The sequence below is a fragment of the Pseudomonas sp. GW821-FHT07G10 genome (assembly GCF_059418545.1).
The window spans coordinates 1-13,561 of record NZ_JBWKQB010000053.1 but is presented as its reverse complement, the minus strand read 5'-3'; the positions used below and the strand labels follow the sequence as shown (position 1 = coordinate 13,561).

12 protein-coding genes and 1 pseudogene are annotated in these 13,561 nt (G+C 56.2%); 4 read left to right on the top strand and 9 right to left on the bottom strand.

The genetic code is table 11. The features are described from left to right. Positions 1-207: 207 nt before the first annotated feature. From AC07O1_RS30005 to AC07O1_RS29975, 7 genes are all read right to left on the bottom strand, one after another. Positions 208-1,620, bottom strand: coding sequence for an aldehyde dehydrogenase family protein (locus tag AC07O1_RS30005; RefSeq protein WP_495091149.1), 1,413 nt, complete (start codon positions 1,618-1,620; stop codon positions 208-210). A 10-nt stretch (positions 1,621-1,630) separates the two neighbouring features. Then, positions 1,631-2,674 (bottom strand): homoserine dehydrogenase, encoded by a 1,044-nt coding sequence (locus AC07O1_RS30000; protein WP_495091148.1) that lies wholly within the window; start codon positions 2,672-2,674, stop codon positions 1,631-1,633. A 174-nt stretch (positions 2,675-2,848) separates the two neighbouring features. Beyond that, positions 2,849-3,286 (bottom strand): Lrp/AsnC family transcriptional regulator, encoded by a 438-nt coding sequence (locus AC07O1_RS29995; RefSeq protein ID WP_494995532.1) that lies wholly within the window; start codon positions 3,284-3,286, stop codon positions 2,849-2,851. Positions 3,287-3,306: 20 nt separating this feature from the next. Continuing rightward, entirely contained in the window at positions 3,307-4,686 is a 1,380-nt protein-coding gene (gene thrC, locus AC07O1_RS29990; RefSeq protein WP_495091147.1) for a threonine synthase, read from the bottom strand. Between the two features lie 16 nt (positions 4,687-4,702). After that, on the bottom strand, positions 4,703-5,593 hold the full coding sequence (locus tag AC07O1_RS29985; RefSeq protein WP_495091146.1) for a LysR substrate-binding domain-containing protein: 891 nt from the start codon (positions 5,591-5,593) through the stop codon (positions 4,703-4,705). A 60-nt stretch (positions 5,594-5,653) separates the two neighbouring features. Then, positions 5,654-7,084, bottom strand: a complete 1,431-nt coding sequence (locus AC07O1_RS29980; RefSeq protein ID WP_495091145.1) for an amino acid permease — start codon at positions 7,082-7,084, stop codon at positions 5,654-5,656. A gap of 152 nt (positions 7,085-7,236) precedes the next feature. Then, positions 7,237-8,514 carry a cystathionine gamma-synthase family protein gene (locus AC07O1_RS29975; RefSeq protein WP_495091144.1) on the bottom strand — a complete coding sequence of 426 codons (1,278 nt, stop codon included), beginning with the start codon at positions 8,512-8,514 and terminating at the stop codon, positions 7,237-7,239. A 172-nt stretch (positions 8,515-8,686) separates the two neighbouring features. On the opposite strand from AC07O1_RS29975, the gene AC07O1_RS29970 reads away from it, so the two are divergent. Then, complete coding sequence (locus tag AC07O1_RS29970) at positions 8,687-9,208, top strand: co-regulatory protein PtrA N-terminal domain-containing protein (RefSeq protein WP_495091143.1); 522 nt, start codon at positions 8,687-8,689, stop codon at positions 9,206-9,208. Between the two features lie 163 nt (positions 9,209-9,371). Further along, positions 9,372-9,584, top strand: a pseudogene (locus tag AC07O1_RS29965) (serine hydrolase); the annotation flags it as partial. A gap of 10 nt (positions 9,585-9,594) precedes the next feature. On the opposite strand, the gene AC07O1_RS29960 reads toward AC07O1_RS29965, so the two are convergent. Beyond that, entirely contained in the window at positions 9,595-11,133 is a 1,539-nt protein-coding gene (locus tag AC07O1_RS29960; RefSeq protein ID WP_495091142.1) for an MFS transporter, read from the bottom strand. A 238-nt stretch (positions 11,134-11,371) separates the two neighbouring features. Here AC07O1_RS29960 and AC07O1_RS29955 point away from each other — a divergent pair, with 238 nt between their 5' ends. Further along, positions 11,372-12,241 carry a LysR family transcriptional regulator gene (locus tag AC07O1_RS29955; RefSeq protein ID WP_495091141.1) on the top strand — a complete coding sequence of 290 codons (870 nt, stop codon included), beginning with the start codon at positions 11,372-11,374 and terminating at the stop codon, positions 12,239-12,241. 255 nt (positions 12,242-12,496) lie between these two features. Here AC07O1_RS29955 and AC07O1_RS29950 read toward each other — a convergent pair whose 3' ends face one another. Next, a complete protein-coding gene (locus tag AC07O1_RS29950) occupies positions 12,497-13,048 on the bottom strand; it encodes a lysophospholipid acyltransferase family protein (protein WP_495091140.1) in 552 nt (183 codons plus the stop codon). 14 nt (positions 13,049-13,062) lie between these two features. Here AC07O1_RS29950 and AC07O1_RS29945 point away from each other — a divergent pair. After that, positions 13,063-13,561: autoinducer binding domain-containing protein (locus tag AC07O1_RS29945; RefSeq protein ID WP_495091139.1), on the top strand; the 499-nt coding region annotated here is incomplete at its 3' end.

Below are 13,561 nucleotides of genomic sequence, written 5' to 3'. Positions count from 1 at the left end.
TTCGACTGCGCCGGAAGTGGGGCGAATTATAGGCTTCCAGATTCTGCCGTCAAGGGTTAATTCAAATTATCTATCAAGAAGGCTGAAAAGGACCAAAAGAGCCCGTTTTTAACCCTTCTATATAGTAGAGCCGTCAGCACCTATATATAGAAGGGGACACTCACAGTACGCCAGCATCAATCTTGCTCAGCCCCCCAGCACAATGAATCAACGAAGATTATTCAGGCACACCACTTTGGGTTGAGTCATTTCTTCATAGGCGAAGCGAACGCCCTCCCGGCCCAGGCTGCCATACTTGAAGCCGCCAAACGGCATCGCATCGAAGCGGTAGTCGGACGAATCGTTAATCATCACGCCCCCCGCTTCGATCCTCCGTGCAGCACTCATTGCCGTTCCCAAATCATTGGTGAAGATCCCGGCATGCAAGCTGTACTCGGGCTCATTGGCCAGGGCAATGGCTTCATCGAAGGTTTCGAAGGACTGAAGCACCACCACCGGCGCAAACACTTCATTGCGCCATAGCCGGCTGGCGTGATCGACATTCTCCAGCACTGTCGCGGCGTAACATGCGCCCTCTCGCTGGTGCCCGCAAAGCAGCCTGGCCCCCTCTTGCATTGCCTCGCTCACAACTCTCTCGGCACTCTGAGCAGCCTGTAACGTTATCATCGGACCGATGTCCGTGGTGGCCAATGCCGGGTTACCCGCAACCAAGGTTTTCGAGAGGTTGACGAACCGGTCTCGAAAAGCTTCATAGATAGAAGCCTGAATCAGAAGGCGCTGAGTACCAATGCAGTTCTGCCCGGCGGCCCAGAATGCCCCGGATACACAACTCTCGATTGCGGCATCGAGGTCGCAGTCGCCCATCACGATGACCGGCGCATTACCGCCCAGGTCCATGGCCAGTTTCTTCAAGCCGGCAGTGCGGGCAATTTGCTCCCCCGTGACGAACCCTCCGGTAAAAGAGATCATCCTGACCTCACGGGCGGCGACCAGGGCCTTGCCCAGCGCAGCCCCTCCGGTCGCGACCGTGACCACCGACTCCGGCAGACCCGCGTCCACCAGATACCCTACCAGCTTGATCGCCGACAAAGGCGCCAGCTCGGACGGTTTGAGGATGACCGCATTGCCGCCTGCTATGGCCGGGCCCAGCTTGTGCGCCACCAGGTTCAACGGATCGTTGTAAGGGGTGATTGCCACAATCAGGCCCAGCGGCTCCCGAGAGAACCAGCCCTGCCGCGACTCGGAGCCTTCATAGGCGTCGAACGGCACGACTTCCCCCGCATTGCGCCCGGCCTCTTGCGCGGACAGTTTCAGGGTGTTGACGCAACGTTTGACTTCTTTTTCCGCCTGCTTGATGGTTTTACCGGCCTCGTCGACGATCAGCCGGGCGAACGCCCCGCCATCCCGCTCGATGTTCAGGGCTGCTTGCTCAAGAATCTGAGCCCTGCGATAACGCGGCAATCCGGCGCATGTTTGCGCACCACTGCGCCCCTGCGCCAGCAGATTCGGGACTTGAGACGCACACATATCAGCTACCGACCCGATGACGCTTGCGTCAAACGGGTTCAACACGTCGATTTGATTCCCAACCACGGCCATGGCCAAGCGCGATACGTTCACAGGCCTTCTCCTAGTTGTTCGCAACCGACTTATGGATGCTGATGATGTCCGACAGCAGCGCGAACGCGGTTTCCGTCCGCCCGGCGCCCGGGCCCGATACGGTGACCGCCCCCAGCAGCCCGGTATTGAACGACACCGCGTTGGTCGCGCCAGCGATGCTGGCCAATGGGTGAGCGTTGCTCAACAGCCTGGGTTCGACACTGGCACTGACCGAGCCATCAGCATTGCGCGTGGCGGCGCCGATGAGCTTCCAGCGCGTGCCGTTGTGCCGGGCGTTCTCAATGTCGTCCAGGCCAAGGGCCGAAATACCGCGGCAGCTGACGTCGCTGACACTCAAGTGGGCATTGAGCAGTTCGTTGGCCAGAATCACCACTTTGAGGCGCACATCATGCCCCTCGACATCCGCGGTCGGGTCGGCTTCGGCATAACCCTGCTCCTGGGCTTTGCTGACTGCCTCGGCGAAACCCAGACCGCCTTCCATGCTGGTGAGGACAAAGTTGGAAGTGCCGTTGAGGATCCCTTCGAAGCCGACAATCGAACTGCCTGCCAGAGACTGCCTGGCAAGCCGGATCACCGGCGTACCACTCATCACTGAGCCTTCGTATTCAAAGGCGACGTTATTGCGCTGGGCCAGCGCTTTCAGCTCTGCGCCATGCAAAGCAATCGGCCCCTTGTTGGTCGTCACCACGTGCTTGCCGTTTTCCAGGGCCCAGCGGCAGAACGAGGTGGCCGGCTCGCCGTCTACAGGGTTGGTGAAAGTTGCTTCGGCGATGATGTCTGCACCGGAATGCTTGATCACGGCTTCATTGAAGGCTTCGGCATTACCGCCAGGCAGTTGCGCGAAAGCGCCTTTGACTGCGGGGAGGTTCGCCAGCAGCCCGGCATCCAGGCCGTCACGGCCAACGATAGAACCCAGAAACAGATCGGTGACGCCGACGATTTTCAAGGTAAAACCGAACTCTTGTTGCCACGCCTTATTACGCTCGGCGATGAGCTGAGCCAATGCACGATTGACACCGCCGAAGCCGACCAACGCAAGTTTGTATTCAGTCATTTTTGTTGTCTTCCATCCGGGTTATTAGCTGTTGGGCACTAGATTAGGATGGCGGCCATGGCAGTGAAATATGTCGATTTGCTCTATTTTATGGCCGTTTTGACCAGTGCCCGGGCAAAGTGTCCAGTCATAAAAAAAGCCAACAATCGTTGGCTTTTCAGACGGGCAATAACCCTAAACAACAGATGACAGGACAAATGAAGTCACGGTGTTTTCCACCCCCGACAGGGCGGATATTTCATTCCAGACTTTATGCACCCGCTCGGGGCTCGAAGCACCGACTCGCACCATCAGATCGAACTCCCCACTCATCACATCGCACTGGATTATTTCCGGTATTTTCTGCAGTGCCTGCAATACCTCCGCGCCGCGCATGCGGTCATAGCGATAGACGAATATCACCGCATTGATATTGGCTGATGACTGATGCCCCACGCCCGTGCGTAGCGTATATCCCTGTATCGCACCATCGCGTTCGAGCCGTTCGATGCGCTGTCGCACCGCATTGCGCGACAGGTTCACTTTGGTCGCCAGCTCGGCGTGAGCAGCTCGGGCATTCAACCTGAGCTCGGCAATGATGCGCTCATCGAGCGGATCCAGAATTCGCTTCACTTAGCCCCCTTGTCGCGTCTTCAAAGACCGCGGAGCACTTGATGGATGGTTTCGATGTCGTCGGGCTGAATGCGGTAAACCTGCTGCGACGATTGAACCGTGAGAGGGCTTCGCTGTGGCATCGAGGTGATCCCCAGCTCACCGAGCAACGCCGCTGACTTGACTGGCGAGATCTCGCCCAGTGTGACCATCGGCGCCACCAGGCTTCTGCGGTACAGCCGGGCCGCCAGAACGCCCGTGGCTGTATGAGGGTCGATGACATATCCGGTATCACGGTAGAGGGTGGTGATTTCCTTCAGGGTCTCGTCATCGCTGACTGAGTAAGAGTCGATGATCATCCGTGCCTGCAACCAGAACTCATTGGCGATGGTCATCTCGCCATGGGCCTCGAACTCTGTCATCAGCGCGCTCACTGCCTGATGATCGTGCCCGTAGAGCTCCCACAGAAAGCGTTCGAGATTGGAAAAAATCGACAGGTCCATGGCTGGCGACAAGCTCTTGCTGGCCCGTGACCTGGAGTAATGGTTTTTCAGAAACAGCTGGTGTAGCGCGTCGTTCCGATTGGTGGCAACGATCATTTGGGTGATCGGCAGGCCCATCTTTTGCGCGATATAGCCCGCATAGACTTCGGCGAAACTGGCCGCCGGCACGCTGAATCCGATCGGCCGCTGACCACCGCCCAGTTGCAGCACGGCGTGAAAATAAAACACCAACTGCGCCATCACGCTGACCCAGTTGTTCGAGTTGAAACTGATCGCCTCGCACTGCGCGGATGGCCATTGGCGCAACAACCGAGTGACGATGGTCTGGCAATCGTCAAAGCTGCCGTTCACGGCGAATCTGTGCAGCCTGGGGTGAGCGGCAGCCTGCAGATGCTGCAGCTGATCATCAGGCACACCGGCTTGCGGGTAGAACACCACCACGGCGGTTTCGTCGCAGTCTTTGAACGCCTCGATGGCGGCAAGCCCGGTATCCCCATTGGTCGCCCCCAGCATGACCGCACGCTGCTGGCGTTTAACGAGGAAATAGTCGACCAGGCGCGCTTGCAGCTGGGCAGAAAAATCCTTCGAGGAACGGGTCGGTCCATGGAACAACTCCAGTACCCATTCGTTCCTGTCGACCTGATGCAAGGGCGCGACGGAGCGATGACTGAAGGTGCTGTAGGCTTCCTTGAGCAGCTGTTTGAAATCCACTTCGGGGATTGACTGGCCTACGAACGGACTCATGACCCTATAGGCCAGTTCGTCATAGGGCAACGTTGACCAGTTGGCGATTTCCTGCGTGCTGAACAGCGGCAGGCTGACCGGCACGAATAGCCCGCCGTCATCGGCGACTCCGGATAATACGACCCTCTCGAAATCGGCCTGCACGGCCGAACTTCGTGTACTCACATAGCGCATGGTTGACTCCGGCCATTCATTTGTAACGATGTGCCTGCTCGACCAGCCAGGTGGAAAACATGACCGCATCGGGATGCTGATCGGCTCCGGAACCGCGCACCAGGTAAAAGGACTCGCTGGCCTCGATCCGCTGTGTGAAGGGTTCGACAAGACGACCGTCCTGGAGCATCTCATCGACCATGGATGAGCGAGCCAGGGCGATACCCTGGCCGAGCTCAGCCATGCGCAACGTCGAAATGAGGGTATCGAACTGCATGCCCGTCGACGAATCGACAGCGTCTGCACCGACCATTTTCAACCAGTACCCCCACCCTTCTTCATACCCCAACACGTGCAGCAAAGGATGCCGGGCCACGTCGCCTGGCACCTCCAGCGGCGCGCTCGCCATCAACCCCGGCGAGCAGACCGGGAACAAGGTGTCCCAGGTCAGGCGCTGAGACACAAGGCCTGTCCATTGTCCGTGGCCCCAGCGGATCTCCATGTCGTCCTCACCATCGAGTTCCTTTACCCAGATGTTGCTGATGTAGCGTATATCCACATGCGGATGAGCCTGGCGAAAGTCGACCAGCTTTGGCGCCAGCCAGTGCACGAAAAAAGACAGGCTGCCACGCACCTTGATCGGTCGCCTTTTATGCTGACCAAAAATTTCATTGGTGCCGACCGCCAATCGCGTAATCGCGTCTTGCACGACAGGCAAATACGACTGACCTTCTTCGGTCAAACCCAAACCACGGGGCAAGCGTTTGAACAGTGCCACACCCAGGTGGCTTTCCAATTGCCGGATCTGTTGGCTGACCGCGCCTTGGGTCAAAAACAACTCTTCGGCCGCATGGGTGAAATTCAAACAGCGGGCGGATACCTCAAATGCGCGAAGCCAATTGAGCGGGGGTAACGTCTTTTGATTCATTGCCTGGACCTCATTGACGCCCCCTGCACCAAGCGCTGTTGCCCACATCGTCGATACCGCTTAGAACGCATCGGACGGTTGTGCCAAGGGGGCAACCGACAAGCGACGCTCGCGGTTCTTGCGGGTAATGTAATACACGAAATAGCACCAGGCGATGAACGGCAAGCCGAAGTACAGTGCCACACGCTGCTCAGGGTCAAAGGCGATCCCCACACAGGCCAGACTGCAACAGACCAGCGCACCCAGCGGCACCCATGGGTACCCCCGTACGCGAAACTTGAGGTCCCTGATATCGCCGCCATTGGCCACATAGTGGCGACGGAACGCGATCTGACTCGCGGCAATGCTCATCCACACTACCACCACCGCCAGCCCGGAAATCGAAACCAGCGCCAGGTAGATGGTATCGGGGGCAAACACACTGCTCAGCAGCGATGCCGCACCGCCCACCATACTGACCACGATGGCATTGAACGGTGTCCCCATGCGGGTCAGCGCAGAGAACTGCTTCGGCAGATGACCTTGATCACTCAGCGTCCAGAGCATGCGCGAAGCGGCGTACAACCCGGAATTGGCGGCGGACAACAGTGCACTGATGATCACGAAGTTCATGATGTCGGCGGAGTACGGGATACCGATATAGGTGAACACCGTCACAAACGGGCTCTCGATCAATCCGGCCTGCTCGCGCGGCAACAACGTCGCCAGAACGAAAATGGTCCCTACGAAGAAGATCGCCAGGCGTAGTACGGTGGTGCGGATGGCCCGCGGCACATTGCGCTGAGGATCTTTGGTTTCGCCCGCGGCAATACCGATCAGCTCGGTGCCGGAAAAAGCAAAGGACACTGCCAGCAAGGTCATGGCAATCGACATGAAACCTGTGGGGAACAGCCCCTCGCGGGTGAAATTACTTAGCCCGATGCTGTGCGCCTGGTCGATTTGAAACACGCCAATGATCGCCCCGCCACCGACCACCAGGAACGCCAATACCGTCAGTACCTTGACCAACGACAACCAGAACTCCGTCTCGGCAAACAGCCTGACCGACACGACGTTACTGAGGAACACCACCATGGAAAACAACGCACTCCAGATCCATACCGGCGTGCTCGGAAACCAACGCGCCATCAGGATACCCGCTGCGGTAAATTCGGAGCCGATCGCTACCGTCCAGGTCAACCAGTAAAGCCAGGCCACCGTGTAGCCGGTACCCGGGCCGAGGAAGCGTGTTGCGTAGGTACTGAATGAGCCGGTTTCCGGCATCTGCACCGCCAGTTCACCCAGGCACATCATGACCATGTAGACCATCACCGCGCCGATGATGTAAGCGATTACCGCACCCAATGGGCCGGCCTGATTGACGGTGTATCCGGATGTCAGGAATAGCCCGGTACCAATAACTCCGCCCAATGCCAACATGACAATATGGCGGGTCTGCATTTCCTGTTTGAAACCGGCACGGGTACTTATTTGTTCTTCTTTTGTGGACATAGTTGACTCTCATGAAAGTTATTAGGGCAAAATAAGTTCCTGCAGTAAATTACCGAGCAGTAATACAACCAGTTTGCCGCTAAATTTTATTATTATTCCTTTTCATGAACTCCTCAGCGACTGCCTTGTCGTGAGGCATTAACGTTTAAACGTCAGTTTGCTACCTCAGCGCAAGGTTCATTCAATATTGATTGGGTTTTCGAGATGGCCTGTTCCTCCCATAAACTTCTGACCCAGGCAAAAGCCTGTTTCAAATCATCAACCAGATCATCGGTATCTTCGATGCCAACGGAAATACGCACCAACCCTTCAGAAATACCCAGGGCTAAACGCTCTTCCAGGGTGTTTTCCACATGGCTGGTTGTTCTGGCCGGCCCATAGATGGTTTCAACCGCACCCAGGTTCCCGGCACAGTGAGCAAAGCGTAAGCGTGGCAACAGCACTTTGACCGTGTCCATGCCACCGGCCACGACAAAACTGACGATTGCCCCGAACCCGCGCATTTGCGCGCAAGCAACATCATGGTTCGGGTGATTGGGTAGGCCAGGATAGTTCACCGAATCCACCAAGGGTTCAGTACTCAGGAACTCTGCCAGGGCGCGGGCACTGTGTTGCTGCTGGCGCACTCGCAGTGCGAGTGTCTTCATGCCACGAATGATCATATAGGCCGAGAACGGATCGAGCGTGGCGCCATTGATTTCCCGGTAATGGCGAACTTTCGCCATCAATGGTTCGGCACCGCACACCAGGCCGCCCAGTACATCGCCATGGCCACTGAGAAACTTGGTAGCGCTATGAACAACCACATCCACGCCCAGCGCCAGCGGGTTCTGATTCAAAGGGGTGGCAAAGGTATTGTCCGCCACCACCAGGGCGCCGACGCGCCTGGCCGCCGCTACAAGGCGTTTGATATCGACTATTTTCAGCGTCGGATTGGTGGGTGTTTCCAGGTAGAGAAGATCGCAGCCTTTGGCGATTTCCCGTTCGATTTCTTCATGATCGAATGTTTCACACAACGTGACATCGACCCCCATGCGCGGCAAAAACTCTTCGAAAACCTTGTTGGTGCCACCGTAACTGTCCTTGGTTGAAACCAGCCGATTGCCATGGGACAGGAAGGTATAAAGGACACTGCTGATCGCGGCCATGCCGCTGCTGAATGCCACGGCCGATTCCGCATTTTCAAGTGCGCGGATTTTCGCCTCGAGCGTCTCCACCGTGGGGTTGCTCATGCGGCTGTAAATAAAGCCTGGGCTCTTGCCCAGAGCCACGTCGTACCAGACATCGATATCGTCGTAACCGTATGCGGCGCTGACCACGATGGGTGTTTGCGTGGCGTTGTAGGGATGCCTGACTTGCTCCCCGCCCCAGACAACTTTTGTCCCCGTTCCGGCGTTATCAAGCCCTGCGCTGTCAGGTTTTATTTTCATTAAGACTACCCGCAATGAATGGTGGCGAATGTTTGCTGATTCGCTTGATCTAGGCGCCAATATAGTCAAAAGCCATGTTCTGGAGAAACGATGTTATCCGGGCCAAAGGGGCGTTTTTTTTAATGGCTGTTTGATGTGCGGGGGCGTTTGAAATAGAGGACACGTTTAAAAAATGGCACGCTCAGGTATGGCGGTAGACTCGGCCTGTATCGGCTTCAAACTGATTGTTGAGTGCCCGATTACTTACATCTCCGGCTATCAATTTCGCTTCAGTCTCTTAATGTCGCACTGCAAACGGATCAATCGGAATATCCAGGGCTACTCAGTAACCCAAACGATCTGGAGAAGGAAAAAAGGGCAAAGAGCACAAATAGCTTTCCTGTCAAAAAATTCATGTGCCGGGGAACGGGCTGAAATACGGCTCGCTTCAGAATTAGCTCAAGCCAGCAAGCTTTCGCTCTGGCAGAACCCGAATACTGGAGAGTTCCCCATGAAAACCCTTAAAGCATTTTTGATTGTCACCCTGATGAGTGCTTCTGTGGCTGCGATGGCCGAAGGCGGTAGCGACAAGGTAATGGAAAGAATGGAGGCCGCGACTGATTCCTCCATGGCGCATTACCAGCAGTCTGAACATGCACAGGCGGTGGCGAGCAATAAAAAAGCGGCGTCTAATAATGTCGAACGCTCAAACTGACAGTGCACTCCACCTATCAAGCCAACTGGCAGCCGGATTATTCGTCGTGCACATAGAGTGTCATGGGATGCAGCCGGGCAACTGCCGCAAGGATGCTTCAACCGAGTCGCTGACTCGCCGTGTGGCGGAGGGACTCGATGTGTTACAGGCAACGAACGGATCGCGCTTGGGCTTGGGCTTCACGGTGCTCAAGGACCCGGCAGCCGCACAGACCGCCGAGTCGGTCGGCAGCTGGCGGCTGGGCGGCGCCTACGGGCACTCCTGGTTCGTCGACCCGGAGCAGCAATTGACCGTGGTAACCTTCACCAACACCGCCTTCAAAGGCATGTTCGGGCAATTCACCGTAGACCTTTGCAACGCGGTCTACGGGCACTGACCAGGTGTCGCTACGTCGTTACCTGACTCATTTGCTTGTTGGGGGAAAAGGTTAAAAAGCTGATAGCGGCCAGCACCCAAACACCAATGCCGCCATACAGCATCACCCAGCCGATCCCGTGAACAAGCGCTGCGTGAATTGCAGTGTCTGGCACCCCCAAAGAAGCCAGTTGCGCAAAACCTTGAGTGAGCGAAGAGACGTTTCCTGCGGCGATGCTTTCGGCCAGGGATCGCACCTGTAACACATCGAGTTTTCCAGGAAAGGCACTCTGCAAATACGTCGAGATTCCTGCCACCAGAACGAATCCCATCAAGGCGATGTTGACCGCTAGGGAAATCATCCTGGCGCTCATGTCGATGCCAGAAGCCATGCCTGCGCGGGCACTCGAAACCGAGCCGGTAGTCGTATTAGTGACTGGCGTATTGGTGATGCCCAAACCGATCCCTGCCAACAGGGAACCTGGCAACATCGTCAGCCAGCTCGCATCATCAACGCTGCAGCCGTATTTCATCAGAATGAACCCCAGGCCGATCGTGAACAGCCCCGCAGGAATCACAAGGCCAGGCTGATAACGCAAGGCAAGACGCTCCCCCAGCGGCGCAAACACCAAGGTCGGAAGCGTGTAAGCCAGCAACGACAGTCCAGCGGCGACACTGTCGTAACCCAGACCACTTTGGAAATAGATCGGCAGATAGATCATGAACGGCCAGAAGCTGAAGTTCATACCCATGGAGCCAAAGAGAGCGCCCGAGAAATTCCGAATTCTGAAGACAGAAAAATCAAACATCGGATGTGGGTGGAGTTTTTCCACCAGGACAAAAGCGATAGCGCTCACCATCGTAGCGACCAGAATGCCGATGGCTGTAGCGCTGCTCCAGCCAAGTCCCGGGCCTTGCGTAATGAGATATGCCAAACCAAGAACAACCAGAGAAAGCGCGATGATGCCCAGAATGTCGAGCCTCCTGGACTGCGGATCGCGGGACTCCTGCACCCCATCGAAAACAAGCGCCAATGTCAGGATGGCGAGCGGAACATGGACGAGGAACACCCATTGCCAGTTGGAAACGGCAACGATCAAGCCACCGATGATCGGCCCAAAGCCGAGTCCAATGCCGAAAACAATCCCCCATGCCCCGAAGGCTCTGCCGCGCTCACTCCCCTCCTGGAACTGATGGGAAAGAATGGCAACCTGACAGATCAGCATTGCGCCGCCCGCCACACCTTGAATAATCCGACTGGCAATCAGAACGGACATACTTTGTGCCAGGCCACAAATCAAGGAAGCGATGCCGAACGCGACGATGCTGAGGATGAAAATGAGTTTGCGGCCAAAACGATCTGCCAGCGTGCCGGTCGCCATCAGCACCGTCGTGCAGGCGATGGTGTAAGCATTCATGATCCACTGCATGTCCTTGAAATCGCCATGCAATACCGTCTCAAGGGCTGGCAATATCACGGGCACACTGGATATTTCCAGACCGAACATGAGCGAAGCTAAACAAATTGCAACCAATGCGATGTTGTTCTTTCGGGTGCGGGACGGGGGCATCGATATTTTTCCGGGTTGTCTTGAAGGGACGGGTCAGCAATGCCGCCATCGGTAATCGAAAGCGCGATAAACGATGGCTTCGGCAACTGTCCCAGAGAGAAATGGGTAAATGCATAATTCCCACTGCAGACAGCGCCGTTGAGGCAGGCCGTGGGATTAAGTGTGGGCAACCATCTCTAATGACGGAAATGATTTAATTTTGTAGGATTCAGTAATTATCTTCATATGTAGGCCGACTATGGACATCGACCCGTCACTGCTGCGCGCCTTCATTGCCGTGAAGGAAACAGGCGGGTTCACCCGCGCAGCGCAGCGTTTGAACCTCACCCAGTCCGCGGTCAGCCATCAGATCCGGCGGCTCGAAGAACAAGTTGGCCGACCACTGCTGTACCGCACGACACGCCGCCTGACCTTGACCGAGGATGGCAACGACTTCCTGCACCATGCACAAAATATTCTGGACTCACTCGATGCCCTGGCCCGCCGCTTTCAGCCGTCACGTCTCTCGGGCATCGTGCGCTTCGGTGTACCGGAGACGTTCATGGGCGAACGGCTGCCACCGATGCTGTGCCAGTTCGCCCGCGCATTTCCTGGCGTGCGCCTGGATGTGAACGTCGGTACGTATCTCGATTTGCGCACAATGGTCAACGCTGGCGAGCTTGATCTTGCTGTGGTGTTGTCGCAACCAGGCGACGAAAACAGCGGCACGGTACTGCGACAGACGCAGTTCGTGTGGGTCGCGGCGGAAAACTTCGAGATGCCGGAAGGTACGTCGCTGCCGCTCGCACTTTCTCCAGCACCATGCGTCAACCGTCAGGTAGGCGTCGAGGCGTTGCAGGGTTCGTCCGTCAAGTGGCACGTTGCTTTCACCTCACCAAGCCAGGAAGGTATTCGTACGGCTGTGCTTGCAGGTCTCGGCGCCACGGTGCAAATGTGGAGCGATCTGAAGCCGGGCATGAGAGTCGTCGATGGGCAATACGGTCTGCCGGCACTGCCGAAAGCCAATTTCCTGCTGGCCTGGAGCGCCGGCGAGAAGACTCCCGCAGTGCGCGAATTCGGTCAGTTACTGTTGAACATGGCGGAGCCTGTTTCCAGGACTGGCCGGTGACTGACATCGTAGATCGACCGCCCACCAAACGATGCCAGGATGTCTTCATTGTACGATTCGACTGGTTGCCCTGGCGTAACACGCTGAAATGTCTCGAAATGCCCCCCCGGCTACGCGACCACCATCACGAGCCGTCTTGACACCCACGTCGTCCCTTCTTGTAAGAGCGACTGATTTGATCATCTTGTAATCGGTGCGTTTTTAATTCACCAATAGCGACGCCGCCTGAAAATACCGGACGACTTCAGGCCATCCCTAAGTAACCGGAATCGTGTTGTAGATGATTCCACGTGTGTAGCTTGCCAGCTCCTTGGCACTCATGCTCGCGACTACATCCGCCTCGATGGGTTGATGAGCCACGATACTGACTTCAGTAGAGCGCAATGAGTTGTATGCAATGTCCCCAACAGCAGGACTGATCGTGACGGGAACGATCCCCACCCCCATTTCCTTGGCAATCCGGAAGGCTCCCGCCTTGAAAGGCAGCATATCCCTGCCTTTGTTTCGGGTGCCTTCAGGGAAGATCCAGAGGGAAGTATTGTCAGCGACTACGCTCCTGGAGATTTTGCGCAGGCTCTGGATCGACTCCCGGGGGCTGCTTCTGTCAATGAACAGGCTGCCCGTCAACCAATACAATTGCCCGACCAGAGGCAACCATTTAAGTGATTTCTTACCGACAATAACCGTACCTGGTTTCAGGGCCTGCGCCACAATCAGAACATCATAGTTACTTTGGTGATTGGCCACATAAATATAAGGATGAGCGGCTGAGATAGTGTCGAACCCGCTGACGGCAACACGGACCACGGAAGGCAATACGGGTGAATGACTGGCGCGAATATTTCATAGACCTGGTTTCTGGCTGCACCGCTGAACGTGAATTACTTAACAAGCTGGTTAAATTAACGTCCAACCTGGGTTTTGAGTTCTGCTCCTACGGGCTAAAAATCCCGCTACCTTTAGCGTCCCCACAATACTTCCTGCTTTCAAACTACCCAACTTCCCGGGAGGAAAAGTATGTGGCCGAAAACTATTTCTCCCAAGACCCCACCGTCGAACATGGACTAACACGTTCCATTCCCATGCGCTGGTCTGCGCAACAGCAGACTCAAAGGCAGGCATTCTGGGAGGAGGCACGACATTACAATCTCAACCATGGCTGGTGTCTTTCTTCGCGAGGCGAATATGGCACTGTCGGTTTACTTTCTATTTCCCGCTCCACTGGAAATATTTCAACGGTGGAGCTAGTGGCCTGTGTGGCTAGTTCTGTTAGTCAACTTCGGCGCCAGCAGCCCATATCCTGCGTTGCTGTTCCTCGCC